This window comes from Mycobacterium noviomagense (assembly GCF_010731635.1).
Classification (GTDB): Bacteria; Actinomycetota; Actinomycetes; order Mycobacteriales; family Mycobacteriaceae; genus Mycobacterium; species Mycobacterium noviomagense.
Genome location: NZ_AP022583.1, coordinates 645,462 through 670,975, shown reverse-complemented (window position 1 = coordinate 670,975; position 25,514 = coordinate 645,462). Strand labels below are relative to the sequence as shown.

General features: G+C 66.4%; 23 protein-coding genes and 1 riboswitch. Of the genes, 9 read left to right on the top strand and 14 right to left on the bottom strand.

All coding sequences use genetic code 11. The annotated features are described in order from the left end of the window. Nucleotides 1-46: 46 nt before the first annotated feature. The 4 genes from G6N15_RS02870 to G6N15_RS23050 all read right to left on the bottom strand — a co-directional run bounded on the left by G6N15_RS02870 (nt 47) and on the right by G6N15_RS23050 (nt 2,811). Nucleotides 47-466: an archease gene (locus G6N15_RS02870; protein WP_163747909.1), complete on the bottom strand. Its 420-nt coding sequence runs from the start codon at nt 464-466 to the stop codon at nt 47-49. Beyond that, on the bottom strand, nt 466-1,887 hold the full coding sequence (locus tag G6N15_RS02865; protein ID WP_083084701.1) for an RtcB family protein: 1,422 nt from the start codon (nt 1,885-1,887) through the stop codon (nt 466-468). Before G6N15_RS02865 ends, G6N15_RS02870 begins: the two co-directional genes overlap by 1 nt. A 73-nt stretch (nt 1,888-1,960) precedes the next feature. Then, nucleotides 1,961-2,338 (bottom strand): thiol-disulfide oxidoreductase DCC family protein, encoded by a 378-nt coding sequence (locus G6N15_RS02860; RefSeq protein ID WP_083084702.1) that lies wholly within the window; start codon nt 2,336-2,338, stop codon nt 1,961-1,963. 11 nt (nt 2,339-2,349) lie between these two features. Continuing rightward, nucleotides 2,350-2,811, bottom strand: a complete 462-nt coding sequence (locus G6N15_RS23050) for a hypothetical protein (protein WP_232070334.1) — start codon at nt 2,809-2,811, stop codon at nt 2,350-2,352. Between the two features lie 142 nt (nt 2,812-2,953). Between G6N15_RS23050 and G6N15_RS02850 the strand changes: the two genes are divergently transcribed. Further along, nucleotides 2,954-4,711 carry a DUF3556 domain-containing protein gene (locus G6N15_RS02850; protein ID WP_083084703.1) on the top strand — a complete coding sequence of 586 codons (1,758 nt, stop codon included), beginning with the start codon at nt 2,954-2,956 and terminating at the stop codon, nt 4,709-4,711. Here the strand turns inward: G6N15_RS02850 and metE are convergent. Then, complete coding sequence (gene metE / locus G6N15_RS02845; protein WP_083084704.1) at nt 4,708-6,981, bottom strand: 5-methyltetrahydropteroyltriglutamate--homocysteine S-methyltransferase; 2,274 nt, start codon at nt 6,979-6,981, stop codon at nt 4,708-4,710. The genes G6N15_RS02850 and metE overlap by 4 nt on opposite strands. A gap of 125 nt (nt 6,982-7,106) precedes the next feature. Beyond that, nucleotides 7,107-7,335, bottom strand: a riboswitch (cobalamin riboswitch). A gap of 18 nt (nt 7,336-7,353) precedes the next feature. After that, on the bottom strand, nt 7,354-8,007 hold the full coding sequence (locus tag G6N15_RS02840; RefSeq protein WP_083084706.1) for an SDR family oxidoreductase: 654 nt from the start codon (nt 8,005-8,007) through the stop codon (nt 7,354-7,356). Nucleotides 8,008-8,108: 101 nt separating this feature from the next. On the opposite strand from G6N15_RS02840, the gene G6N15_RS02835 reads away from it, so the two are divergent. After that, nucleotides 8,109-9,257, top strand: coding sequence for a thiolase family protein (locus G6N15_RS02835; RefSeq protein WP_083084709.1), 1,149 nt, complete (start codon nt 8,109-8,111; stop codon nt 9,255-9,257). Further along, nucleotides 9,254-10,054 carry a crotonase/enoyl-CoA hydratase family protein gene (locus G6N15_RS02830; RefSeq protein WP_083084712.1) on the top strand — a complete coding sequence of 267 codons (801 nt, stop codon included), beginning with the start codon at nt 9,254-9,256 and terminating at the stop codon, nt 10,052-10,054. Before G6N15_RS02835 ends, G6N15_RS02830 begins: the two co-directional genes overlap by 4 nt. An 11-nt stretch (nt 10,055-10,065) precedes the next feature. On the opposite strand, the gene G6N15_RS02825 is transcribed toward G6N15_RS02830, so the two are convergent. Genes G6N15_RS02825 through G6N15_RS02815 form a run of 3 tightly spaced genes read right to left on the bottom strand, consistent with a single transcriptional unit; the run spans nt 10,066 to nt 12,665 of the window. Further along, complete coding sequence (locus G6N15_RS02825; RefSeq protein WP_083084715.1) at nt 10,066-11,082, bottom strand: NAD(P)/FAD-dependent oxidoreductase; 1,017 nt, start codon at nt 11,080-11,082, stop codon at nt 10,066-10,068. Further along, entirely contained in the window at nt 11,079-11,579 is a 501-nt protein-coding gene (locus tag G6N15_RS02820; RefSeq protein ID WP_083084717.1) for an isoprenylcysteine carboxyl methyltransferase family protein, read from the bottom strand. Before G6N15_RS02820 ends, G6N15_RS02825 begins: the two co-directional genes overlap by 4 nt. A gap of 3 nt (nt 11,580-11,582) precedes the next feature. Next, nucleotides 11,583-12,665 carry a type III polyketide synthase gene (locus tag G6N15_RS02815; protein ID WP_083084719.1) on the bottom strand — a complete coding sequence of 361 codons (1,083 nt, stop codon included), beginning with the start codon at nt 12,663-12,665 and terminating at the stop codon, nt 11,583-11,585. Between the two features lie 250 nt (nt 12,666-12,915). On the opposite strand from G6N15_RS02815, the gene G6N15_RS02810 reads away from it, so the two are divergent. Then, on the top strand, nt 12,916-14,052 hold the full coding sequence (locus G6N15_RS02810; protein WP_083084732.1) for an NAD(P)H-binding protein: 1,137 nt from the start codon (nt 12,916-12,918) through the stop codon (nt 14,050-14,052). Next, entirely contained in the window at nt 14,049-14,771 is a 723-nt protein-coding gene (locus tag G6N15_RS02805; protein ID WP_083084734.1) for a CPBP family intramembrane glutamic endopeptidase, read from the top strand. Before G6N15_RS02810 ends, G6N15_RS02805 begins: the two co-directional genes overlap by 4 nt. Here G6N15_RS02805 and G6N15_RS02800 read toward each other — a convergent pair. Continuing rightward, complete coding sequence (locus G6N15_RS02800) at nt 14,768-15,586, bottom strand: enoyl-CoA hydratase (protein WP_083084737.1); 819 nt, start codon at nt 15,584-15,586, stop codon at nt 14,768-14,770. The two genes, G6N15_RS02805 and G6N15_RS02800, sit on opposite strands and share 4 nt — an antisense overlap. A gap of 132 nt (nt 15,587-15,718) precedes the next feature. Between G6N15_RS02800 and G6N15_RS02795 the strand changes: the two genes are divergently transcribed. From G6N15_RS02795 to G6N15_RS02780, 4 genes are all read left to right on the top strand, one after another. Then, nucleotides 15,719-16,801, top strand: a complete 1,083-nt coding sequence (locus G6N15_RS02795) for a CaiB/BaiF CoA transferase family protein (RefSeq protein ID WP_083084740.1) — start codon at nt 15,719-15,721, stop codon at nt 16,799-16,801. 55 nt (nt 16,802-16,856) lie between these two features. Further along, complete coding sequence (locus tag G6N15_RS02790) at nt 16,857-17,609, top strand: 3-hydroxyacyl-CoA dehydrogenase (protein ID WP_083084743.1); 753 nt, start codon at nt 16,857-16,859, stop codon at nt 17,607-17,609. Nucleotides 17,610-17,722: 113 nt separating this feature from the next. Next, nucleotides 17,723-18,394, top strand: coding sequence for a class I SAM-dependent methyltransferase (locus tag G6N15_RS02785; RefSeq protein WP_232070333.1), 672 nt, complete (start codon nt 17,723-17,725; stop codon nt 18,392-18,394). Nucleotides 18,395-18,485: 91 nt separating this feature from the next. Continuing rightward, entirely contained in the window at nt 18,486-19,868 is a 1,383-nt protein-coding gene (locus tag G6N15_RS02780; RefSeq protein WP_083084746.1) for an FAD-dependent oxidoreductase, read from the top strand. A gap of 38 nt (nt 19,869-19,906) precedes the next feature. On the opposite strand, the gene G6N15_RS02775 is transcribed toward G6N15_RS02780, so the two are convergent. From G6N15_RS02775 to G6N15_RS02760, 4 genes are read right to left on the bottom strand one after another with little or no spacing between them, the layout of a single operon-like run. Next, nucleotides 19,907-21,535 carry a fatty acyl-AMP ligase gene (locus G6N15_RS02775; protein ID WP_232070332.1) on the bottom strand — a complete coding sequence of 543 codons (1,629 nt, stop codon included), beginning with the start codon at nt 21,533-21,535 and terminating at the stop codon, nt 19,907-19,909. 50 nt (nt 21,536-21,585) lie between these two features. After that, nucleotides 21,586-22,320 (bottom strand): thioesterase II family protein, encoded by a 735-nt coding sequence (locus tag G6N15_RS02770; RefSeq protein WP_083084751.1) that lies wholly within the window; start codon nt 22,318-22,320, stop codon nt 21,586-21,588. Next, a complete protein-coding gene (locus G6N15_RS02765) occupies nt 22,317-25,253 on the bottom strand; it encodes a type I polyketide synthase (RefSeq protein WP_083084754.1) in 2,937 nt (978 codons plus the stop codon). The genes G6N15_RS02770 and G6N15_RS02765 overlap by 4 nt, the downstream gene beginning before the upstream one ends. Continuing rightward, on the bottom strand, nt 25,250-25,510 hold the full coding sequence (locus G6N15_RS02760) for an acyl carrier protein (protein WP_083084757.1): 261 nt from the start codon (nt 25,508-25,510) through the stop codon (nt 25,250-25,252). Before G6N15_RS02760 ends, G6N15_RS02765 begins: the two co-directional genes overlap by 4 nt. Between the last annotated feature and the right edge of the window lie 4 nt (nt 25,511-25,514).

Here is a 25,514-nt window from a genome sequence, read left to right as displayed (position 1 = left end):
AGGGTCACCTTACGCCCACGCGGGTGAGGGGTACTGCGGCTTGGCGCTAGACGTCGATCGTGGCGCGGCAACGCCAGTGGTCGCCGGTATGGCTGAACTCGAGCCCCGACAGCGCGACGGCCTTCGGCGCCGCACCGATCAGCGTGACGTCGCTGAGCGAGGCCACCGGCATGGTCAATCGCACTGACTTCGAGTCGATGTCGACGTCCGCGCCTAACGGGACAACGCCTTGGGTGTCGAGCAGAAAGATCAGCTCGTCGAGTGCCGCCACCAGACGATCGCTGTCATTCGTCGCGACCAACTCAGAAGTGATGGTCCGCAGCGGCGCCGCATCCGAGACGTCGACGAAACTCTCCGTGAGTCCCATCACCGCTTCAGCCAGGCACGCCTCGCGGGTCGGAGCCCAGGCTTCGATGGTGATATCAGCGGGATGGGGCAGGGTGCAGTGGCCGCGATCAGGGGCCATCAACCCTTCACCACGCCCAGCGGTTCCAGTCGGGCCACAGTGCGACATAGGCCCGCCTGTTCGGCGACCGCGACAACCTCCGAAACGTCCTTGTAGGCCGCGGGCGCCTCTTCGACCAGTCCGCGTTTCGACGCGCCACGGACGAGGATCTTCTGTCGTCGTTCCAGTTGCTCGCGCAATTCGTTCGGCGATACCGAGCGGGCCGCTTGATGGCGGCTCAGCCGCCTACCGGCGCCGTGACAGGTCGAATGAAACGCACCGCCACCAGTCACCCCAGCCAATACATATGACGCGGTCCCCATCGACCCCGGTATCAACACGGGTTGGCCGACATCAGCCAAATCCGTTGGCAGTTTTGCGTGCCCGGGCGGCAGCGCCCGGGTCGCGCCCTTGCGGTGCACACAAAGGTCGAGCAGCTGTCCTCCGACATCGTGCCGTTCGATCCGGGCGAGGTTATGCGAAATGTCGTAAACCAATTCCAATCCGTTGCCGGTGGCCGACCGAAACACCTCCGATGCGGCCCTGCCGAGGATCTGCCGGTTGGCGCGCGCGTAGTTCGCCGCTGCATACATCGCCGCCAGGTAGCGGCGACCTTCGGCTGAATCCATTGGCACGCAAGCTAATTGCCGATCAGGGACCTGCACTTTATGGCGCTCCATGGCACGGTCCATCGCGTGCACTTCGTCGGTGCAGATCTGATGTCCGAGTCCACGCGATCCGCAGTGGATCATCACGCATACTTGGCCGGCGCGCAGCCCGAAAGCCTTGGCAACGGGCTCGTCGGACACTTCGACCACATGCTGGACCTCCAGGAAATGATTGCCGGAGCCAAGGCTGCCGAGCTGGTGGCGACCCCGCTCCCGCGCTCGCTGGCTGATCGCGGACGGGTCAGCCTCGTCGAACGCGCCGCCGTCCTCGCAGCGCTCTAAGTCGAGCTCTGACCCGTCACCGTGCTCGACCACGTACCGAGAACCGCCGCGCAGCACGTGATTCAACTCGTTGTCGCTGACCGGCGAGCGCACCGCTCCCGGTCCCGCACCACGGGGAATGCGTTTGCTCAACAGATCCATCACCACCCGGGCAACTTTGGCGAACTCAGTCCGTTCGAGATCGGCTGACAGCAGCCGCACACCGCAGGAGATGTCGAATCCCACACCGCCGGGCGAGATCACGCCGCCGTCGCGGATGTCGGTCGCGGCCACGCCGCCGATCGGGAAGCCGTAGCCCAGATGGATGTCGGGCATCGCGTACGACGCCTCGACAATGCCCGGCAAGGTCGCGACGTTCGCCACCTGCCGCAGCAGGGGTTCGCGGTTGGTGTCGGGCAGCAGCGACGACGACGCGAAGATCACTCCCGGCACGCGCATTGCGCCGGACGGGTCGATGCGAAACCGAAACGGTGTTTCCTGCACTAATTTCATCGCCGCTCCCAGACGCTGGGGGAGTACCCACTGCGGGGTCGACTGTATGCGACGACGCCCGGCCGGCGGTCAGTCAGCAAGCAGAAGGATGTGACTCGCAGTACGGCGTCGTGCCGGGGAAGCGGTAGCGATGTGCCGCCACCCACCTATAGATCGCATCCTGGACGAACCGCACGCCGGGAATCCGGTACAGGGCCAACGGCAACTTGGTGCCGAGCGCGGCCGACACCGCCGCATTAAAGGCCTCCGCACCGGAGTAGACGGCGCCCGACTCGTCCAGCCACCGGGTGGAATCGAGCAGCTGCGACGGTGCGATGCCGAGCCGGTCCGCGACTCCCGCGCTTTGCAGCGGCTCGATCCGCACGTCACCGGTCCGGTTGAGCTTCAGCACGAAATACGCCGAGCGCGTGCACATTCCGCATACGCCGTCGAAGAAGAGAATTCCTGCCATACGCCCATCCTTCACCTAGCGGCGTTGTCGGCCAACAACATATCCGCCTCAGCGGATCGCCGGATGGCCTGGATGCCGGCAATCCCGAACACGATGCCGCTGCCGATCTCCGCGACTGCGCTGACCCACGAGAACCACGTCACGTTGATGTGCGGCGGAGAGATGAAGCTGTCCTGGTAGCCGGGCAACACCGTGGGCAGCAGGTGTGCATACGTGAAGACCAGCGCACTGCCGAAGCCGACGAGAATCCCCGCCAGCGGCGCCTGCCTGCGACGCGTGAGCACCATGCCAATCGCGGCGACGACGAACAGACCCTGCACCGTGCCGCCGGCCATGATGAACGGCGGCGATGCCGACATGCCGCGTCGCAGATGATCCAGGCCGTGTACCGCAAACCCGATGGCGAAGGCGACTGCGGCCCAGCGCAGAAACCGATCCGCGTTGTCCCGTGGTTGCTGGATCTGATCGGTCATCAGGATCACCGCCCCCCCTACGCGTGGTCGACCTGTAGCACCGTTCTTACTACTACGTTAGGTAGTAGTCAAAGACATTTGGTGAGACCTCGCGCCGCGAACCCGCGCCCACACATCTAGAACACGTTCTAATCTGTCCGGCATGGGATTCTTCAAACCTGAGCTGCCGCAGATCGACATGGCGGAATGGAGCAAAGGCACGCGAAGCGAGAAGATCCAGCCGATGGCCCGGCATTGGGCCGAGGTGGGCTTCGGGACACCGGTCGCGTTGCACCTGTTCTACGTCGTCAAAATCGGTCTCTACATCCTGGGCGGCTGGTTGTTCGCGCTGACCACCACGGGCATCAATGGGTTCACCGCCGTGGGTTCGTGGTGGTCGGAGCCGATCGTGTTCGAGAAGGTCGTGCTCTACACGATGCTCTTCGAGGTCGTCGGCCTGGGCTGCGGCTTCGGGCCGCTGAACAACAGGTTCTTCCCGCCGATGGGCTCGATCCTGTACTGGCTGCGCCCGAACACGATCCGATTACCGCCCTGGCCCAACCGAATCCCGCTGACGAAGGGCACCGCTCGCACTCCGATAGACGTCGCGTTGTATGCCGGCTTGCTCGTAATGCTGTTGTGGGCGTTGTTCTCCGACGGCACCGGCCCAGTTCCGGCGCTGGGCACCGACGTCGGCCTGCTTCCGCTGTGGCAGATCTGGGTGATCCTCGGCCTGCTCGCCGTGCTCGGGCTGCGGGACAAGGTGATCTTTCTGGCCGCCCGCGGCGAGGTCTACGCGTCGATGACGGTGACGTTCTTGCTCCCCGGTGTGGACATGATCGTCGCCTCGAAACTGGTGTTCTTGGTGATCTGGATGGGCGCGGCCACGTCGAAGCTCAACCACCACTTCCCGTTCGTGATCTCCACAATGATGTCGAACAACCCACTGATTCGGGCGAAGTCGATGAAGCGGGCCTTCTTCGAACGGTTCCCCGACGACCTGCGACCCGGACGCCTGTCGCGGATCGTCGCCCACGGCGGCACGACCGTGGAGATGTGCGTGCCGCTTGTGTTGTTCTTCTGCCACGGCGGCTGGCCGACCGCGATCGCCGCCGCCGTCATGGTCTGTTTCCACCTGGCGATCCTGACCGCGATCCCGATGGGGGTGCCGCTGGAGTGGAACGTCTTCATGATCTACGGGGTCGGAGCCCTCTTCGTCGCCTACGCGCACCTGGGGCTTGCAGAGCTGGAACATCCTGTGGTGGTGGCGGTCTTGTTCGTGGTGCTCGCCGGCGTCGTGATCGTCGGCAACCTGTTCCCGCGCAAGGTTTCGTTTCTGCCGGGCATGCGCTACTACGCCGGCAACTGGGATACCACGCTGTGGTGCGTCAAACCCTCTGCGGAGGAGAAGATCACCCGTGGGCTGGTGACGATCGCCAGCATGCCGGCCGCGCAGCTCGAGCGTTTCTACGGCAGCAAGGAGGCGGCGCAGATCCCCATCTACATGGGCTACGCCTTCCGCTCGTTCAACACCCACGGCCGGGCGCTGTTCACGTTGGCGCATCGAGCCATGGCCGGGCAGAACGAGGACGACTACGTCATCACCGACGGCGAACGGATTTGTTCCACCGCCATCGGCTGGAATTTCGGCGACGGCCACATGCACAACGAACAACTGATCGCCGCGATGCAGGAGCGCTGCCACTTCGAGCCCGGCGAGGTGCGCGTCGTGCTGCTCGACGCGCAACCCATTCACCGCCAGATCCAGCAATACCGGTTAGTCGACGCAGCTACGGGCGAGTTCGAGCGCGGCTACGTCAAGGTGGCCGACATGGTCACCCGGCAACCCTGGGACGACACCGTGCCGGTGCACGTGTACGAAAGCCGCGTCACCGGCTCCGACGAGGTGAGCCGGCCCTAGGCGGCTTCGCCTCGCACCTTCGCCGCCGCGGCGACCATGTTCTGCAGCGACGCCGTCACCTCCTCGACGGTGCGGGTTTTCAGCCCGCAGTCCGGGTTGACCCAAAGCCGTTCGGCGGGAACAGCTCTCAACGCCGCACGTAGCGAATTGGCGATCTCCTCGGTGCTTGGCACCCGCGGCGAATGGATGTCGTAGACGCCCGGACCCACGCTGTTGGAAAAGCCTGCCGCGTTCAGGTCGTCAAGCACTTCCATGTGCGAACGGGCTGCCTCGATCAGCGTGGCATCGGCGTCCAGCTCGCCGATGGCGCCGATGACCTCGCCGAACTCCGAATAGCACAGATGGGTTTGGATATGCGTCGAGTCGGCGACACCGGAGGTCGCCAACCGGAACGCGCCCACCGCCCACTGCAGGTACGCGTCCTGATCGGCGCGGCGCAGCGGCAGCAGCTCCCGCAGCGCCGGCTCGTCGACCTGGATGATCGCGATGCCGGCCGACTGCAAATCGATGGTCTCGTCGCGGATCGCCAGCGCGATCTGGTAGGCGGTGTCGGCCAGCGGCTGGTCGTCGCGCACGAACGACCACGCCAGGATCGTCACCGGCCCGGTCAACATGCCTTTGACCGGTTTGTCGGTCAGCGACTGCGCGTAGGTGATCCACTCGACCGTCATCGGGTGCGGGCGCGACACGTCGCCGTAGAGGATCGGCGGGCGCACACAGCGGCTGCCGTAGGACTGCACCCAGCCGTTCTGGGTGGCGAAGAAACCGTCGAGCTGCTCGGCGAAGTACTGCACCATGTCGTTGCGCTCCGGCTCCCCGTGCACCAGCACGTCGAGACCGAGCCGTTCCTGCAGCGCGATGACGTCAGCGATCTCGGCCTTCATCCGCCGGTTGTACTCGGCCTCGTCGATCTCGCCGGACCGGAAGGCGGCGCGGGCTTTTCGGATCGCCGGGGTCTGCGGGAACGAGCCGATCGTGGTGGTCGGCAGCGTCGGCAGGTGCAGCCGGGCCTTCTGCTGTTCGCGACGCTCGGCGGCGTTGCCGCGTTTGGCGCCCGACGCCAGGATCGAGTCGATGCGCGACCGGATTTGTTCGTTGCGCAGCCGCGGGTCCGAACGGCGTGACGCCACCGCGGCGTTGGAGGCTGCGATCTCGTCGGCCACTGCGTCGCGGCCCTCACGCAGTGCGCGCGCCAGGGTCACCACCTCGTGCACCTTTTCGGCCCCGAACGCCAGCCAGCTGCGCAGGTTGTCGTCCAGCTCGGTCTCGAAGGCCAGCGAATACGGGACGTGCAGGGTCGAGCACGACGTAGAGACAGCCAGCGTGCCCACCGATCCGAGCAGGGTGGCCAGCCGGCTCAGCGCTGCTTCCAGGTCGGTGCGCCACACGTTGCGTCCGTCGACGACCCCGGCTACCAGCGTCTTGTTCGCCAGCTCCGGCACCGAGGCGATCGCGGTATCGGCGCCGGCCACCAGGTCGACGCCGATGGCCTCGACCGCTGTGCGGGCCAGCGCCGGCAAGGCGGCGCCCGGGTCCCCGAAGTAGGTGGCGACATGGATCGCCGGCCTCTTGGCGAGGGAACCCAGCGCGGTGTACACGCGCTCGGCCAGTGCCGGGGTGTCGGCGCTGATGTCGGTCACCAGCACCGGCTCGTCCAACTGCACCCAAGCTGCGCCGACGTCGGCCAGCAGCGACAGCAGCTCGGAATACACCGGGATCAGCTCGTCGATGCGTTCGACCGGCGCGCCCGCACCGTCCACTGGTTTGCTCAACAGCAAGAAGGTGATCGGCCCGATGACCACGGGGCGCGCCGGAATGCCTTGTTCCAATGCCTCTTTCAGCTCGGCGACTACCTTGACCGGATTGAGCGTGAACCGGGTGTCCGGCGAGATCTCGGGTACGAGGTAGTGGTAGTTGGTGTCGAACCACTTGGTCATCTCCAGCGGGGCGATGTCCTCGGTGCCCCGCGCGGCGGCGAAGTAGCGGTCCAGTTCGTCGTGCACCGGCTGCACGCGCGCCGGCAGCGCGCCCAGCATCACCGCGGTGTCGAGCATCTGGTCGTAGTAAGAGAATGTGTTGACCGGCACGGAATCCAGGCCGGCGGCAACCAAATCAGACCAGGTGTCGCGGCGCAGGTTAGCGGCGACGGACTCGAGCTCGGTTCGGCTGGTCCGTCGGGCCCAGTACCCTTCGGTGGCGCGTTTGAGTTCGCGGCGCGGGCCGATGCGGGGCGAGCCGGTGATGGTGGCGGTAAACGGTTGAGCGGTCACTGTTCGTCCTTCACTCGACGGGGTGGTTCACCGCCCGCGGACGCGCAGCCGATCCGGTCGGGCACATGCCCTGTAACCGGTACGGCCAGACGCCCATTCCACGAGGCGATGAGCCGCCGGACGCGGCGCATCCGGCACAGCCGGCAGGTCTTCGGACTCGCAGGCGCGCACCGAAGTGCTCCTAGTGGCCGTCGCTTCCCAGTCTGGCGACCAGTGCTGATGACGGCGGTCGTTCCTGCATACCGCTGCGGGACAGTCCCGGACTCTCACCGGGTTCCCTCTTGCGAGGCAGATTCAACCTGCCTCGCTCGATGCCGGCACATGTGCCGGCAAACCAGCTGCGCGATCGAGATTACTCGATTGATGGCGACGTCAGCCTCCGGCGGCCAGCGCCTCGGCGATCGGGAGGTCGCCGTTGTTGAACTCGATGGTGCGCCTGATCGTCGAATCGTCGGCTAGAGCGGCGGCGATCACCAGCGCGACATCCCCGCGGGACACCTGGCCTTTGCTGGCCTCCGGCCCCAGCGCGATCCGCCCGGTCGCGGGCTCGAGGGTGAGCCGGCCCGGTCCCAGCACCGTCCAGTCCAGGTCACTGGCCCGCAGGTGGGCGTCGGCGGCCGCCTTCGCCTCGGCATACGGAAAGAACGGATCGTTCTGCGGCACACCATGATCCCGTCGGGCGCCAAAGTAGGAGACCATCACGAACCGCCGCACACCCGCTTGCTTGGCGGCGTCGATCACCCGGATGGCCGCATCGCGGTCGACGGCATACGTGCGGGCCGGGTTGCCGCCGCCGGCCCCGGCGGAAAAGACGACCGCGTCGTGCCCGGCCAACAGCTCCGCGAGCGCGTCGGTATCCAGTCTCTCGATGTCCGCCACGACCGGTGTGGCGCCGGTGGTGACGACGTCGTCGGTGTGATCCGGGTTGCGGAAGACGGAGCTCACCTCGTCTCCGCGTTCGCTCAGGATGCGGCTGAGATGCAAAGCCACCTTGCCGTGGCCGCCGATAACGAGGATGCGTGCCATGCGCACCGAGGCTACCGGGCGCCGCCGAAGTACCCCCGCGGTGAGCCGTCCAACGGGTTGGTCAACAATCGAGGCATTACCTCTTGAGAAGGAGAATTGCCATGGCTGAAGCCGTCATCGTCGAGGCAGTGCGCTCACCGATCGGCAAGCGCAACGGAGGTCTGTCGGGCGTGCATCCCGCCGACCTGTCGGCGCAGGTCCTCAACGGGCTGGTCGCACGGGCGGGCATCGATCCCGGGATCGTCGACGACGTGATTTGGGGCTGCGTGATGCAAGCCGGTGAGCAGGCCCTCGACATCGCCCGCACTGCGTTGCTGACGGCGGGCTGGCCGGAAAGCGTTCCGGGTGTCACCGTGGACCGCCAGTGCGGCTCCAGCCAGCAGTCGATCCACTTCGCCGCGGCGGGCGTGGTCGCCGGCCACTACGACGTCGTCGTCGCCGGCGGAGTGGAGTCGATGTCGCGGGTGCCGATGGGTTCATCGCTGGCCAACGGTGGGCGCCCGTTCCCCGACGGGTTCTTGAGTCGCTACGACGGCGCGATCCCCAACCAGGGCATCGGCGCGGAGATGATCGCCGAGCAGTGGGGCTTCGACCGCACCACACTCGACGAGTTCTCTCTCGCCTCGCATGAAAAGGCCGCTGCAGCACAGGATTCCGGGGCGTTCGACGACCAGATCGTGGCCATCAAGGATCAGGACGGCAACACCGTCCTCAAGGACGAGGGCATCCGCCGCGGCACCACGATCGAGAAGATGGCCGAGCTGAAGCCGGCATTCAAAGAGGACGGCGTGATCCACGCCGGCAACTCCAGCCAGATCTCCGACGGCGCCGCGGCCGTGCTGTTCATGTCCGCGGGCAAGGCGAAGTCGTTGGGACTCAAGCCGCTTGCCAAGGTGCACACCGCCACGCTGGCCGGCTCCAACCCGGTGATCATGCTGACCGCACCGATCCCGGCCACCCAGAAGGCGCTGAAGCGCTCCGGGCTGAGCCTTGACGACATCGGGGCCTACGAGGTCAACGAGGCATTCGCGCCCGTGCCGCTGGCCTGGCTGCACGACATCGGTGCCGACGAGAAGAAGCTCAACCCCAACGGCGGCGCGATCGCGCTCGGCCATCCGCTCGGCGGCTCGGGTGCCCGCATCATGACGACCCTGCTGTATCACATGCGCGACAAGGGAATTCGCTACGGCTTGCAGACGATGTGCGAGGGCGGCGGTCAGGCCAACGCGACCATCGTGGAACTGTTGTGACCGTCGCCGACGCCGCGCCCGCGGCGCTCACCGAGCGCCGCGGCAACGTCATGGTCATCACGATCAACCGGCCCGAGGTCCGCAACGCTGTCAACGGGGCGGTCAGCACTGCCGTCGGCGACGCGCTCGAGCAGGCGCAACACGACCCCGAGATCCGCGCCGTGGTGATCACCGGTGCCGGCGACAAATCCTTCTGCGCCGGAGCCGATTTGAAGGCGATCGCACGCCGCGAGAACCTCTACCACCCGGACCACGCCGAGTGGGGCTTCGCAGGCTACGTGCGCCATTTCATCGACAAGCCGACGATCGCCGCAGTCAACGGCACCGCGCTGGGCGGCGGCACGGAGCTGGCCCTGGCCAGTGACCTGGTGGTCGCGGAGGAGCGCGCGAAGTTCGGTCTGCCGGAAGTCAAGGTCGGTTTGATCGCAGGCGCCGGCGGCGTATTCCGGATCGTGCACCAGCTTCCCCGCAAGGTGGCACTGGAGATGCTGCTGACCGGTGAGCCGATCAGCGCCGCCGAGGCGCTCAAGTGGGGCCTGATCAATCAGGTCGTTCCCGACGGCACGGTGCTGCAGGCCGCGCTGGCGCTGGCCGAACGGGTCACCGTCAACGCGCCGCTGTCGGTGCAGGCCAGCAAGCGCATCGCCTATGGGGCTGACGACGGCGTCATCCCCGACGAGGAGCCGGGCTGGGCTCGCACCGAGCGCGAGTTCCGTGCACTGCTGAGGTCCGAGGACGCCAAGGAAGGCCCGCGGGCGTTCGCCGAGAAGCGTCAACCAGTGTGGAAGTCTCGCTGACGCAAGCTATTTCACTCGGCTAGCGTGTTGACCGCGCGGCCGAACACCGCGGGTAGAACCGTGCACGCAGGCACGATAGCGCGCCGGGCCTGCCGCGGCATGCTGGCCAACACCAGCGCGCGGGTGAGCATTCGGTAGTCGCGGGTGATCCGCCGCCACGCCGCCTCGTACGCCGACGGGGCGTCATCGACGATGGCGCCCACGGCTGCGGCGGCTTGCTTGAGGGCCAAGCTGATGCCATCGCCGGTCAGCGCGTCCTCGTAACCGGCGGCGTCGCCCACCAACAACACCCGGCCGGCCACGCGCCGTGAAACCACTTGACGCAACGGCCCGCATCCGCGGGCGCGCCCGGGTCGGGTGTCGCGCAACCGGCGTGCCAGCCAGGGAAACCAATTCAGATCGGGACGGTGCCGCGAGAGGATCGCGACACCCACCAAGTCCGGTTCGACCGGTGTCACATACGCCTCGCCCCATGGTGACCAGTGCACTTCGACGAACTCTGACCACGCCGGTACGCGGAAGTGCCGGCGCACGCCAAAGCGCCGCGGTTTACCCACGACCGTTCTGATTCCCATCGCCCGCCGGATCGACGAGTGCAGCCCGTCGGCTGCCACCAACCATTTCGCGCGCACACCGGCCGCCGTGACGCCGCCGGCATCCTGCTCGACAGTAGTAATCCGTGTCTTGATCCACTCGGTGTCTTGCTCTTTGGCGCGCGCCGCCATAGCGGCGTGCAACGTGGTACGGCGCACGCCGCGGCCCGGTCCGCTGCGGAATAACGCCTCCGCGCGGCGGTGCTCGCTGACGTAGGCGATGCCGCGGAACGGCAGGCCGGCCGGGTCGACGCCGAGCGATGTCAGTTCTTTTAGTCCGCCCGGCATCAGGCCCTCGCCGCATGCCTTATCGATCGGGCTCTCTTTCGGCTCGGCGACGATCACCGAAAGTCCTTGGGCGCGCGCGTGTATCGCCGTGGCAAGACCGCCCGGACCGCCGCCGACGACCAGCAGATCAGCGTCATAAACGCTCATGTGTAGCCCAGCGCGGCGTTCTCGACCCGGATCCGCACCCTGAGCAACACTGCGTTGGCCACCGTGAATGCGGCCGCGGTCAGCCACGCGGTGTGCACCAGCGGAAGCGCCAGCCCTTCTGCCACCACGGCCACATAGTTGGGGTGGCGAAGCCAGCGATACGGACCTCGTCGCACCAACGGCGCTTGCGGCACAACGATTACCAGAGTGTTCCACCGACGCCCCAACGTCGTCACGCACCACCAGCGCAGCGTCTGGCTCAGCGCGACGACGCCGAGCATCGGCCAGCCCAACCATCCGATGAAAGGCCGGTGCAAGGCCCAGACTTCCGCGGCGCAGCCGAGCAGCAGCGCGGTGTGGATGGTGACCATCAGCGGATAGTGGTCGTGGCCGAACTCCTTGCCGCCGTGGGCGAAAGCCCATCGCGCATTGCGCTTGGATACGATCAGCTCCACCACGCGCTCGATGCCGACCGCCAGGATCAGCAGGTAGTACACGGCCTACCAGCCGAGCAGCACGAGTTCTGAGCAAAATCCCGGGCCCATTGCAATCATCAGTCCGATGGAGCCCGGCGGCGGGGGATCGGCCATGGTGGCTCGAAGCACGTCCAGCACTGACACCGACGATAGGTTTCCGTTGTCGCGCAATGATTTTCGGGTGTGGTCAAGGGCATGCGCGGGCAGGTCCAACACATTCTCGACGGCCTCGATCACGCGTGGGCCGCCCGGGTGGCAGACCCATGTCGAGACGTCGGCGGTGGTGAGCCCGTGGTCCGCGAGAAACTTGCGGACGTCTTCGGCAAGGTATTTCTCGGCGACGGTGGCGACTTCGACTGACAACACGATCTTGAATCCGTCGCTGCCGATCCGCCAGCCCATGACCTCCTCGGTGTCCGGATAGATCCGGCTGCGCGTGGCCAGCACCCTCGGCGCGATCGGTGTCCGGTCGGCTCCGGTCGCGACCACGGCGGCAGCGCCGTCACCGAACAGGCTGGAAGCAACCAAATTGGCCACTGAACGATCGTTGCGCTGAACGGTTAGGGTGCATAGTTCGACGGCCAGCAGCGCGGCAACCTGATCGGGAAACGCCCGCAGGTAGTCGGCCATGCGTGCGATGCCCGCGGCGCCGGCGACGCAGCCCAGACCGAACAGCGGCACCCGTTTTACGTCGGGTCGCAAGCCGATTCGAGTCGCCAGCCGGGCCTCCAATGTCGGCACTGCAAGTCCGGTAACCGTCGTCGAAAAGACGATGTCCACCTCCGCCGGTTTGACGTTCGCGGCATCGAAAGCCGACAGCAGCGTCTGCTCGCCGAGTTCCAGCGCCACCTCGACAAAGGCGTCATTGGACTCAGTGAAGCCACTCAGCTGGCTATATCGTGACATTGGCAGGGCGTGGTGTCGCGCCTGAACCCCGCTACTGGCGGTGAACCGGCCAAATTCTGGACCAGCGAAACCCGCTAGGGTCGCGGCGATCTCGTCTTGACTGTGCCGGTGTGGGGGGAAGCCGACAGAAACCGCTGCGACGGAGGGGGCTGTCGGCGTGCTAGTTCTCGGTGATTGCCGGCCGTGAGTCACCGGAGCCATCCGGTCATGGTATCGGGGTCGGAGGTGTCCATATAAGAGTGACGGTCGCGGGTATTGATCAATTCAAAACTGAGCCGCGTCGCCCCTCGTGGGCCGGTTGGCCGGCCTAGTTGAAGTCGACGTTTTGTCGGCCGCCTTTCGCGCTCTTGCTGCAAAAACGTCGATATCGCCGTGCGAAGATGCGCCGCATTGCGGTTCGGCGGAACTAAATCCACCCGCGGCCTCTGCCCCAATCGCTAGGTTGGACGGTGTGCGCATTCTGGTGACCGGCGCCACCGGCTACGTCGGATCACGCCTGGTCACTGAGCTACTCGCAGAAGGCCACCAGGTAGTGGCTGCCAGCCGAAACCCCGCCCGTCTGCAGCGGCTGGGATGGCTTGACGACGTCACGCCGGTGAAACTCGACGCGGCCGATCATGCATCGGCTCATAAAGCCTTAGCCGATGCGGGTCACGTCGACGTCGTGTACTACCTGGTCCACGCGATCGGCCAACCCGGCTTCCGGGATGTGGACCACGTCGCGGCCACAAACCTTGCTGCCGCGGCCAAAGACGCCGGCGCATGTCGCATCGTGTACCTGGGCGGGTTCGTGCCGGACAGCGACGTTCTTTCGCAGCACCTGGCCAGCCGGGCCGAGGTGGCCGTGGCGCTGACGGTCGAGGACGGTCCCGAGGTGGTGTGGCTGGGCGCCGCCATCATCTTAGGGGCGGGGTCGACGTCGTTCGAGATGCTGCGCTACGTCGGCGACCGGTTTCCGGTCATGCCGATGCCGGCGTGGATGGACAACCCGATCGACCCGATTTCGATCCGCGATATGCTGTACTACCTAGTGGCTGCAGCCGATGCGGGGCAAGTACCGCCTGGCGCCTACGACATCTGCGGTCCTGACACCACGTCGTACCGAGGACTGCTCAGAACCTATGCGCGTATCTCCGGCAGGTGGCACACGGGTCTGCCGGTCCGCGGCGTCGACACCACGGTGGCTTCGCGGTTGACCGCCGCAGCGCTACCAGTTCCTGACGGCCTGGCCGCCGATTTGGTGGAATCGCTGGCACACCCGATGCTCGCCTCCGACACCGGCCTGCGCGACCTGGTTCCTGACCCGCCCGGGGGGCTGCTGGCCGTCGACGACGCCATTGCGCTGGCGCTGTCGAGCCCGCCACCCCGGCCCGTCAACGTGCTGGCTGATCCACACCACCTCGCCGACAGCGACCCGACGTGGGCCGGCGGGGACGCGCTGCGCATCCGCCAGCTCGTACGGGCCGTCACACCGGCGATCGCGCACCCCACGCTGGGCCTGGTGAACGTCGTCCCGGGACCGCTTGCAGGAGCACTGCGAACAGGCCTCGACCTACTGATCACTTTGACCCCGAAGGTGCGCCTATGACCGACCTGAATACCCGACCCTCGACGAGTGCGCTGGACGAACTCCGCCGTGCCGCCACCAAAGTTGCTGTCCCACATCACGAACCGCCGTCAGTGGTGCGGCGCCGGCGCATCGTCGTGGCCGTGGTGTTGGTGTTCGGTGCGGTGGTGCTGGGCCTGTCGATGAAGCGCCACCCGGGCGAGTCCACCTTTTACTGGCTGACCGCGGGGTTGAGCGCGCTGTGGGCTGTCGGGGCGTTCGCCTCCGGGCCGCTGCATTTGGGTGGCATCTGCTGGCGAGGCCGCAACCAGCGCCCGGTGATCACCGGCGCGACCATCGGTCTGGTGCTGGGGGGCGTGTTCGTGGTGGGCGGGCTAATCGCTCGGGAAATCCCGCCCGTGGCGGAGTTGACTACTCGCGTCTTGCATTTCGCCGACCAGGGTTCGTGGCGGCTGGTGCTGGCCATCGCGTTGCTGGGTGCCATCGCGGAGGAGTTGTTCTACCGCGGTGCGCTTTACACGGCGCTCGGCCGCCACCATCCGGCGCTGATCTCAACCGTCTTGTATGTGGCCGCCACCATGGCCAGTCAGAATCTGATGCTGGGATTCGCCGCGATCGTGCTGGGCTCGGTGTGTGCCTGGGAGCGCCGCGCGACGGGCGGAGTGCTGGCCCCGATACTCACCCACTTCGTGTGGAGCCTGGTTGTGATACTCGCGCTGCCGCCGCTGTTCGGGCTTTAGAGGGTATCGGTGAAGTTGGGTGTGCGACGCTGCTGGAAAGCCGTTGCCCCCTCGATGAAGTCACGCGATTTCAGCAGCACCGCCTGACCCTGCAATTCGCGGTCGAGCGCTGCGTCGAGTTCGGTGAGCGTAGCCGCGTTGATGGCTTCCTTTGTCTTGGCGAACGCCACCCCGGGCCCAGCCGCTAACGCCGACACCACTTTGTCCACTTCGTCGTCGAACTGGTCGGCCGGATAGACGGCGCTCACCAGTCCGGCGGCCAGCGCATCTGCGGCCGGCAATCGCTCCGCCAACAGCGCCATGCGCATCGCCCTGGTACGGCCGATTGCTGCTGCGACCAACGCCGACGCGCCACCGTCGGGCATCAGGCCCACCTTGGTGAAGGCAAGCATGAAAAACGCTGTGTCCGAAGCCAATACAAGGTCACAGGCCAGCGCCAGGGATACTCCGACACCGGCGGCGGGGCCGTGCACGACAGCGACCACCGGCCGCGGCAGCGCTGTGATCGCCCGCACCGCGCGGTTGGCCTCCGCGATGATTTCGGTGCCCGGACCGCCGCTGCCGGACACGTCGTCGGCGCTCATGCCGGCTCCGGAGCAGAAGCCGCGACCCGCTCCGCCGAGGCGCACCACTTTGACCCGCTGATCGGCGCCCGCCCATTCCATCGCGTCGGCGATCCCGGCCAGCACCGGCGTCGTCACCGAATTGAGGCTCTCCGGGCGATCGATGATCACCGACAACACGCCGTTGGTAAGCGTGACGGACAGGCCGGCGACGGGGGCCAGGGTGTCGATCCGGGACTCGATCGCGGTCATGGGGATCACCTTAAGTGACCGGGATGCCGGCCCTTTGCGGGCGGCTGCGAAGATGCGAGCGGGAATCTGTGGTGGCGACCCGCTGCGCCCGGCTCCGCCGCGCTGGCGATCGCCACGGGAGGAGGTCGCTAGATGGCGGGACCGCTAACAGGACTGCGCGTGGTGGAGCTGGCCGGTATCGGGCCGGGCCCGCACGCCTCGATGATCCTCGGCGACCTGGGCGCCGATGTTGTGCGGGTAGAGCGGCCCAGCGCCGCCAGCGGCCCGGTCCGCGACGCGATGCTGCGCAACCGGCGCTTCGTCACCGCCGACCTTAAGTCCGACGAGGGCCGCGAACTCGTGCTGCGGCTCATCGCCAAGGCCGACGTACTGATCGAGGGATACCGTCCGGGCGTCACCGAGCGGCTGGGCCTGGGCCCTGAGGACTGCGCACGCGTGAACGAGCGGTTGATCTATGCCCGCATGACCGGCTGGGGCCAGACCGGCCCGCGCAGCCAGCAAGCCGGCCATGACATCAACTACATCTCGCTCAACGGCGTGCTGCATTCGATCGGACGCAAAGGCGAGCGGCCGGTGCCGCCGCTCAACCTGGTCGGTGACTTCGGCGGTGGGTCGATGTTCCTGCTGGTCGGCATCTTCGCTGCGCTGTGGGAGCGGCAGACCTCCGGCAAGGGCCAGGTGGTGGACGCGGCGATGGTGGACGGGTCGTCGGTACTGATCCAGATGATGTGGGCGATGCGGGCCATGGGCATGTGGTCCGACGAGCGTGGCACCAACATGCTCGATGGCGGCGCGCCGTACTACGACACCTACGAATGCGCCGACGGCCGCTATGTCGCGATCGGCGCGATCGAGCCGCAGTTCTACGCGGCCATGCTGGCCGGGCTGAGGCTGGACCCCGCCGACCTGCCCGCGCAGGACGACCGCAGCCGCTGGCCGGAGCTGCGGGCCCGCATTGCCGAGGTGATCGGCTCGAAAGACCGCGACCACTGGGCCAAGGTGTTCGCCGACTCGGACGCGTGCGTGACTCCGGTGCTGGCGTTCGGCGAAGTCGAGACCGAGCCGCACGTCACCGCCCGTCGGACCTTTTACCCGACCGATGGCGGACTGCAGCCCGCGCCGGCGCCGCGGTTCTCGCGGACAGCGCCCGACCAACCCCGGCCGCCCGGCCCGCCGGGGTCTGACACCGAGGCGGTGCTCGCCGACTGGGTATAGTCGCCGACCGACCCTGAGGCCGGCCCGGTGGGCCGGATGGAAAGGAAAGACTCGAGTGGAGATCAAAGACGCCGTCGCACTCGTCACCGGTGGTGCATCTGGCCTGGGCTTGGCGACCACAAAGCGGTTCCTCGATGCCGGCGCCCAAGTGGTCGTCCTCGACATCAGAGGTGAAGAGGTTGTGCGCGAACTCGGCGATCGGGCACGTTTCGCGCCGGCTGACGTCACCGACGAAGCCGCCGTCACCACCGCCCTCGACCTGGCCGAGACGATGGGTCCGCTACGCATCGTCGTCAACTGCGCCGGCACCGGAAACGCGATTCGGGTGCTGGGCAAGGATGGCGTCTTCCCGCTGGATGCGTTCCGCAAGGTCGTCGACGTCAACCTGATCGGAACGTTCAACGTGCTTCGCCTGGGCGCCGAACGGATCGCCAAAACCGAGCTGGTGGGCGAGGAGCGCGGCGTCATCATCAACACCGCATCGGTGGCGGCGTTCGACGGCCAGATCGGCCAGGCCGCCTACTCGGCGTCCAAGGGCGGTGTGGTCGGCATGACGCTGCCGATCGCCCGCGACCTGGCCAGCAAGGCCATCCGGGTGGTCACCATCGCGCCCGGACTCTTCGACACCCCACTGTTGGCCGGTCTGCCGGAGCCGGCCAAGGAGTCGCTCGGTAAGCAGGTGCCGCACCCCAGCCGGTTGGGCAAGCCGGACGAATACGGGGCGCTGGCCGTGCACATCGTCGAAAACCCGATGCTCAACGGCGAAGTGATCCGCCTCGACGGCGCCATCCGGATGGCGCCGCGGTAACGAGCGCAGTTCACGCCAATACGGGCGGTTCGGGTAGCCACCAGCGTCGCCTACCCCGGCTTTGCTTCACGTTTAGTGCCCAGAAGCCGTCGCGAAGCGTAGCGTCCGGAAAGGTGATCGACGCTATCGAGCGGTGGCGCGCTAATCGCGTCATAGCGGCGATTTACGACGTCGGCATGAAGCACGACCGGGTTGCACGGATTGGTGCCCGAGCGCAGTGGGGTGCCGACATGCGCCTCATGCACGCCGAAATCGCGCGACTTGGGGACCTCCCGTCCGGAACGTCGGTCCTCGACATACCGTGCGGGGGTGGACTCGCGTTCCGAGGGCTGCGTGGCGGGCAGCCCGTGCGTTACGTCGCCGCCGATATATCTCGGTACATGCTGCAGCTGGCGCGCCGAGAGGCCGGTCGACAGGAGGTAGAAGACAGGATCGAGTTCGTCGAAGCGGACATGACCGCCCTCCAGTTCCCTGACGCAAGTTTCGATCTCTGCGTGACCTATAACGGGCTTCATTGCCTGGCGGACCCGCGTCGGGCATTGGCGGAGCTCACTCGTGTGCTCAGGCCAGGCGGGACCTTGCGGGGGACATCGTGCGTTACCGGTCGAGGTGTGCGCGCGGACGCGCTGATCGCGATGTACCGGCGCGCCGGGGTATTCGGGAACGCTCCCGGCGCAGGCCAGATCGAGACCTGGTTGACAGAGCTTGGTTTTGATGTCGTGACACTCAAGCGCAGTGGTGCAGTCGAGCTTTTCGAGGCGCGGTTACCGTTGCCCGGCTCGTGACCGACTCTGGTTCTGCGGTGGTCGCATACTTCACCCACGCGAACACACCCCGGCATACTGACGCAAGTCCAAGCGGGGTCAGGGATGGCTGATGGTCAAGCTAGGTGAGCATGCGGTTGTCCTTGGCGCGAGCATGGCCGGGTTGCTCGCCGCGCGGGTGGTGGCCGACTTCTACGAGACCGTCACCGTTGTCGAGCGGGATGTGCTGCCTGACCAACCCGGGCAGCGGCGCGGTGTGGCCCAGGCGCGCCACGCCCATGCCCTTCTGGCGCGCGGATCGCAGATCTTGGATGAACTGTTCCCCGGGCTGCTTGACGAACTGGTCGCCACCGGTGCTCCAGTCCTTGACGACGGTGATCTGTCGAAGGTCTTTCTTTCACCCGGGCACCTATTCACTCGCTCAGGCAGAGTGAAAGATCCACGTTCGCTTGCGACGTACTTCCCGAGCAGGCCGCTGTTGGACTTCTATGTCCGGCGTCGGCTACAGGCCCTCCCGAACGTGGCGCTTCTGGATGGCCACGACGTCGTCGACATCATCTCAACACCCGATCGAGAGCTTGTGACCGGAGCACGGTTGGTTAACCGCGACGGCGGCAAGGAACGAAACCTCTTCGCGGATCTGGTGATCGATGCGCTGGGCCGGGCTGCCCGCACACCGGCGTGGTTAGACCATCTTGGCTACGGCCGCCCGATCGAGGATCACGTCACCGTTCGTCTTGTCTACGCCAGCCAGCTGCTGCGCATGCGGCCCGGAACCTTGAAGGAAATGGCGATTATCATCGGCGCCACGTCAGGGCGGCCCACCGGGATGGCGTTGTTCGGCCACGAACGCAACACCTGGCAGTTCACCGTCGGCGGAATGGCTGGGTACGAACCACCACCCGACCGTGAGGGCATGATCAGTTTCGCCCAAGACTTCGCCCCGGAGTTTGTGATCGCAGCACTACGAGTGGCCGAACCCGTCGATGAGCCTGCGCGGTACACGGTGCCGTCCAACCAATGGCGACGCTACGACAAGATGAGCCGATTCCCGGCGGGTCTCTTAGTGATCGGCGACGCGATTTGTAGCTTCAACCCGATCTACGGGCAGGGCATGACGGTGGCGGCGCTCGATGCCCTGGTTCTACGGGATTCCCTGCGGCGTGGTCAGCGCGATCTGGCCCGGAGATTCTTCCGGGCCTCCGCCAAACCCATCGGGCAGGCCTGGCAGCTCGCCGTCGGCGCCGACCTCGCCGTACCCGAAGTTGAGGGCACCCGCACACTGCCAATGCGCATTGCCAATCGGTATGTGGACCGACTACTCACCGCCGCAGAATCGGATAGCCATGTGGCGGAACGCTTCTTGCGGGTCAGCTGGCTCATCGATCCGTCAACCCGCTTATTCCACCCCTCGTTGCTGTTCCGCGCGGCGACCGTCAACCTGCGCCGCCGGCAAGTCGATCGCACGCCCTTAGTAAGCGAAGCGGCTCGGTGACCAACAGGTCGGGATCGATGACGGTTGCCGCTCCGCCATCAATCACCTGTGACGTGGCCTCGATCGAGGATGCGCCGTGTTCCTCGGGGGAGCAGTTCTCGAGCGCAGTTCCGGCGCAGCTTGCCCGACAGTGTCTTCGGCAAAGTTCCGGCGGGGAACAACCGTACCTCGCGCGGGGCGTGACCAACTTGCCGGTTCACCCTGGCGGTGATGTCGCGGCTGATCCGCAGGCGCACATCCTCCTCGTCCGCGTTATGTACTTCGGCGAGCACCGCGAAGCCCTCTCGCTCGGCGTCGACACGCAGCGCGATCACGCAGCCCTTGCGAACACCGTCCACGGTCTCAGCGGCACGCTCGATATCGTGCGGATACAGATTCGTCCCGGCAAGCACGATGAGATCCTTTGTGCGGCCGCACACGTAAATTCGCCCCTCCTCGTCGAGATAACCCAGGTCGCCGGTGTCGAACCAGCCGTCCTGGCGGGCGAGTGGAAAGCAGCCGTCCGGCGTGAGATAACCGCTGGCCACCGCAGGACCGCGAAGTTCGATGGCGCCGATCTCCCTGGGTCCCTGCGCCTTTCCGTCCCGGGCGATGCGCACGTCCATGCCCGTGACCGGGGATCCCAGGCACACGACGTGCTGCGCGTTCTCGGAGTCATCCGGAACCGGCTGCGCGCGGTGTGCCTGCGTGACGGCCTGCCGGGAGACCGAGTCGACGATCGCCTGGTCTTGTGGTGCCGCCGCTGACACCACCAGGGTGGCCTCGGCGAGCCCATACGCGGGCCTCGGTGCGCTGGGTCTCAGGCCAAAGCGGGCGCCGACGGCGGCGAAGTTCGCCAGATCGCGGTGATTGATGGGTTCGGCCCCATTCGCCGCGAACCGCAGCGACGAGAGGTCAATATCGGTGGGGTCGGCTTTTTGCAGGACACGCGTCAGCAGGGAGTAAGCGAAGTTGGGGCCCGCGGTGATGGTCACGCGATGTCTGCTGATCAATTCGGCCCATATGAGTGGTCGCCGCAGGAACTGCTCCGTTGCGACGACGACGGCTTCCGCACCAAGCTGCATGGGGAACTGCAGGAAGGCGATCATGCCCATGTCGTGTGAGAGCGGAAGCCAGCTGGCCATGACGTCCTTCTCGGCGTCCATGTCAAACACATCGCGCAGTGCGACGCTGTTAGCGGCGATGTTGGCGTGACTGATTTCGACGGCCTTGGGCACGCCCGTTGACCCGGACGTCAGCTGGCGCATCGCGATGTCCGCCTCCTCGGCCTCGTCCGCGTCGACGGGCTCGATCGGCTCGGCGCCGCGCAAGGACTCGATCGTGCAGACGGCCAGGTTGTGGGCCAGCAATTGATCCTTCGCCATCAGAAAGGGCTCGCCGAGGACGACCAGGTCCGCATGGACCATCAGGATCGCCCGCACGGTGTCGGCTAGCCAGACCGCCAGGTCGGTGCGTGGTGTCGGTTGCTGAAGCATCGTCAGGGCGGCGCGACGCAGCCAGATCGCTTGCGCGAGCGGTGCGACGTCCGCCGCGTCGGTGGCCAGCACCGCGACGGAGCTGTGGCGCCCAATTCCTTTGGCGGTCAAGCTGCGGGCCATTCGCTTCGCCTGGTCGTGAATTTCGCTCCAACTCAACCGTATGGGATCGGCGACGGTGCCGACGGTCAAGCCGTGCGGTGACGATGCCGCAGACGCGAGCATGTCGCGGGTCAAGATGCTCATCGGATCGGCTCCCTTTTCTGTGCCACGTCCTCGACAATGCGGGCCACCGCTGTTACCAACTCCGGGTCCGGCTGACGCAACAGAAAGTGATCGCCGGCGAAGAGTCGGACCGGTTGCGGCTGCACGGAATAGCTCCACCAGGCGGCCAACGTGTCCGGCGGAGCCAGCGGGTCGTCGTTGCTTCCGAAGATGTGCAACGGACATGGCAACGGTGGCCCACTCGCAGGCCGGTAGGACTGGCACATCCGCAGATCATCGCGCACAGTCGGCAGCAGCAGTGCGAGCCATTCGGGATGAGACACGATCTCGGCGGGCAGACCGCCGTGGTGCGCGAGCACCGCGGCGAGCTCGCGATCGTCGACCAGATACACATCGCGCAGGGGTCCGGGCAGGTGTGGGGGGCGGCAGGATGCGACGATTACCGCCTCCGGTGCGCGCAATCCGCGCGAAACACGTTGTTGAGCAAGAAAATACGCCAGCAAAGCACCCATACTGTGGCCCAGCAGAACGTGGGGTCGGCTCAACAAGCCGTCAAGTTCGTCGGCGAGGGCCGACACGCAGGCGTCAGCATCGACGTAGCGCGGCTCGTCGCGGCGCGAGTCCCGTCCGGGCAAGCTCACCGCCGTCGGCACCACCTCTGCACCCTGTGCCGCCAGCGCCCGGCGCAACCGATGAAACGACGCCGCCCCGCCGCCGGCGTGGTGAAAGCACACCAACTCGACGGGTGTCATCCGGTCACTCCGGACCTATGGAACCACTGCACCATGAAGTCGACGAGGTCGCCGACGCTTCGAATCTTCGGCAGCACCGCGGTGACGTTGATGTGCTCGAGTTGGGGATATTCCGCCTTCAGCCGATCGAGGAGGCGAAGTTGCAGCAGCGAGTCGTAACCCAGGTCCTCAGCGAGCAGGCTGGACCGGCGAAGCTCGGCGACCGAATAGCCGCCCACATCGGCGATCACCGCCAGTACCGCCTCCTCACTGGCGGCCGGCACCCGAGCCGGCTGTTCTCGCTCGCCGACGGGCGTAACTACCGCGGGCCGGGCCGGTGCCACGGCGGCGACCCCGCCGTCGAACCAAAACCGACTGGAAGCGTCGAAGACGTACGGCGGAATCCGTTGCAGCGGACCGGCGGGGCTGCCATATAACGGCGTCAGGTCGGGCGAGTACCCGTCGCGCAGCATTGTCGCAGCTACGGCCAGCAGCTCCATTCCGTCTGAATCCGGTCCGCCGCACAATGGCAGCGATCGGGACTGCGGCTGTAGTCCACACTGGGCGGCCATGGCGAGCAGCGTGGATCGCGGACCGGCCTCGGCGACGTAGTCGGCACTTACCGCACTTCTGGCGGCCTGGACTGCGTCGAAAAACCTTACCGGCGAACAGATCTGATGGACCCAGTAGTCGCCGCCCATCTCGTGGCCCTCGACCTGTCTGCCAAGCACCGTTGAGAAGAGCGGGAACTCCGCGGGGCGCGGCGTGAGCCCGGACAGCTCGCGCCGAAATTCCGTCACGACAGGCTCCATCAGCGGCGAATGAAAGGCATGGGACACCCTGAGGTTCACCGCTCTTCCACCCTGTTCGCGAACCGCGGCGTGGGCCCGCGACACCGCCTCTGCGGCACCTGAGATAGCCACCGAGCGTGGCCCGTTGACGGCCGCAATAGCGCACCCGGGCTCGTCGGCAACTAGTGCCTCCGCCTGCTCGACGCCGAGGTCGGCCGCGATCATCGCGCCACCAGGGGGCAGGCAGCCCATCAGACGTCCTCTCACCGCGACGAGCCTTGCCGCATCATCGAGTGACAGCACGCCGGCCAAGCAGGCCGCCGCGAGCTCGCCGACGCTGTGGCCGATGCCGAAGGCTGGACGAATCCCGCTTTGCAGCAATGTCTTTCCCAGCGCGTAGGAGACCGCGAATAATGCGGGCTGCGCAAGGCCGGTGTGATGGAGTCCGGGATCGTCGCCGAACATCACCGCGAGAAGGTCCGACGGTAGGTGTGGGTCGAGGGCGGCCGTCGCGGCTTCCAGATGTTCCCGGTAGATGGGGTTGGCGTCGTAGAGCGGCCGCGTCATGCGCGGGTACTGGGTGCCCTGCCCGGAGCACAAGAGCCCGACCCGGGCCGGGACCTTATGCATCGGGGCAGACGACGCCAACTCGGCACGCGTACCGGCGAGATACGCGCGCAGCCCATCGACCAGTGTGGCGCGGTTGCCTTCCAGCGCAAAGCGATGCCGGTTCGATCGCTTGACGACATTCGTCGAGCGGCACCAAGAGGCGAGCCGCTGATCTTCGAGGGTGTGCAGCGCGGCGGCGATCGAATCGACGTTGCGCCGCAGCGCCTGCTCAGAAGACGCCGATAGCGTCAGGACACCGGTCGCACCCGGATGGGGTGCCGCTGCGGGCGGCGCCGACTCCAGCACCGCATGCGCGTTGCTGCCGCCCAGTCCGAATGAGCTCACCGCACCCAGTGCGCCGTTCACCGGCAATTCCTGCGGACCGTCGGCCAGGCGCAACCCATTCGCGTCCAGGCGCAATCTCGGATTGGCTTTGTCGCCGAACACCGTCGGCGGCAGTATGCGATGCTGCAGCGCCAGGCACGTCTTGATGAACGCCGCTATCCCCGCGCTGCCCTCGGTATGCCCGATATTTCCCTTGACCGAACCAAGCAGACATGGTTCGCCGCCGCGCGTTTTGTGGATATCGCCCAGCGCGTTGGCCTCAATCATGTCGCCGAGAACCGTGCCGGTGCCGTGTGCTTCGACGAAGTCGATCTGCCCGGCCTCCAGTTCTGCGAGTTCTAGTGCGCGGCGCATCAGCTTTACCTGGGCTCCACGGTTCGGGGCGGTGATCCCATTGCTGCGGCCATCGTGGTTGGCGACCGAACTTTTCACGACGGCGTAGATCGGCTGGCCGTCGGCAACGGCGTCGTCCAACCGGCGCAGCACTACCGCGGCCACGCCCTCACCGCGGCCGATGCCGTCGGCGGACTGCCCGAACGGTTTGCAGCGACCATCCGGCGCGGAGAGGCCAGCTTGGGTGTAAAAGATTGAAAGCGCTGGTGTCAACAGCAGATTCGCGCCGGCGGCGATGACAGTGTCGGTTTCCCCCGAACGCAGCGCGGCACAGCCTTGGTGCACGGCCATCAATGATGACGAACAGGCGGAATCGATGACCATGCTGGGCCCGGTGAGGTTCAGGTGGTATGAGATGCGGTTGGCCGTCATGAAGTAGCCGCTGCCCGCACCACGAAATGCGGTGAGCCCGGCGAAGTCCAGAATCTGGAGGAAGCTCCACTCGCTGGACATCATTCCGACGAAGACTGCGGTTGGCGTGCCGGCCAGCGACCGGGGATCGATGCCGGCATCCTCGAGTGCGCGCCACGACGCCTGTAGCAGCAGTCGCTGCTGCGGATCGAGCGCCGCCGCCTCGATGGGCGCGACGCCGAAGAAGTCGTTGTCGAATGCGTCTACGTCGTCGATGAAATGGGCACGTCGGGTGTTCATCGATCCGGCGACACCGTCAGGGTGATAGTAGGTGTCGATGCCCCAACGCTGCGAGGGCACTTCGGTGTCGGTGACGACGCCGCCCATGAGCAGTCGCCAGAACGCGTCCTTGTCGGGCGCGCCCGGGAAGCGGCAGTCGATGCCGACCACTGCGATCGGCGTCATGGCGCGGCTCGCTCGGTGAGCAGATACGCCGCGATGGCATCGATGGTCGGGTAGTCCCAGACGGTGGTGGTTTCGACGTCGAAACCCTTCTCGCACTGCAGGTCCGCGCATAGCGCCATGGCGGAGACCGAGTCGATCCCACAATCGGCCAGCGGGGTGTCAATGCCGATCGCGTCAGGCGCAACGTTGACGTATCCGGCGACCTTGACGGTCAGCCAGTCGACAAGTTCCTGATACTCTGAAGCGTCAGCGGTCATGACG

Coding starts and splice junctions, on each gene's coding strand:
- G6N15_RS02870 (WP_163747909.1), bottom strand. CDS start 466: ATGGCCCCTGATCGCGGCCACTGCACCCTGCCCCATCCCGCTGATATC.
- G6N15_RS02865 (WP_083084701.1), bottom strand. CDS start 1,887: ATGAAATTAGTGCAGGAAACACCGTTTCGGTTTCGCATCGACCCGTCC.
- G6N15_RS02860 (WP_083084702.1), bottom strand. CDS start 2,338: ATGGCAGGAATTCTCTTCTTCGACGGCGTATGCGGAATGTGCACGCGC.
- G6N15_RS23050 (WP_232070334.1), bottom strand. CDS start 2,811: ATGACCGATCAGATCCAGCAACCACGGGACAACGCGGATCGGTTTCTG.
- G6N15_RS02850 (WP_083084703.1), top strand. CDS start 2,954: ATGGGATTCTTCAAACCTGAGCTGCCGCAGATCGACATGGCGGAATGG.
- G6N15_RS02840 (WP_083084706.1), bottom strand. CDS start 8,007: ATGGCACGCATCCTCGTTATCGGCGGCCACGGCAAGGTGGCTTTGCAT.
- G6N15_RS02835 (WP_083084709.1), top strand. CDS start 8,109: ATGGCTGAAGCCGTCATCGTCGAGGCAGTGCGCTCACCGATCGGCAAG.
- G6N15_RS02825 (WP_083084715.1), bottom strand. CDS start 11,082: ATGAGCGTTTATGACGCTGATCTGCTGGTCGTCGGCGGCGGTCCGGGC.
- G6N15_RS02815 (WP_083084719.1), bottom strand. CDS start 12,665: ATGGCTCCGGTGACTCACGGCCGGCAATCACCGAGAACTAGCACGCCG.
- G6N15_RS02805 (WP_083084734.1), top strand. CDS start 14,049: ATGACCGACCTGAATACCCGACCCTCGACGAGTGCGCTGGACGAACTC.
- G6N15_RS02800 (WP_083084737.1), bottom strand. CDS start 15,586: ATGACCGCGATCGAGTCCCGGATCGACACCCTGGCCCCCGTCGCCGGC.
- G6N15_RS02795 (WP_083084740.1), top strand. CDS start 15,719: ATGGCGGGACCGCTAACAGGACTGCGCGTGGTGGAGCTGGCCGGTATC.
- G6N15_RS02780 (WP_083084746.1), top strand. CDS start 18,486: ATGGTCAAGCTAGGTGAGCATGCGGTTGTCCTTGGCGCGAGCATGGCC.
- G6N15_RS02770 (WP_083084751.1), bottom strand. CDS start 22,320: ATGACACCCGTCGAGTTGGTGTGCTTTCACCACGCCGGCGGCGGGGCG.
- G6N15_RS02765 (WP_083084754.1), bottom strand. CDS start 25,253: ATGACGCCGATCGCAGTGGTCGGCATCGACTGCCGCTTCCCGGGCGCG.
- G6N15_RS02760 (WP_083084757.1), bottom strand. CDS start 25,510: ATGACCGCTGACGCTTCAGAGTATCAGGAACTTGTCGACTGGCTGACC.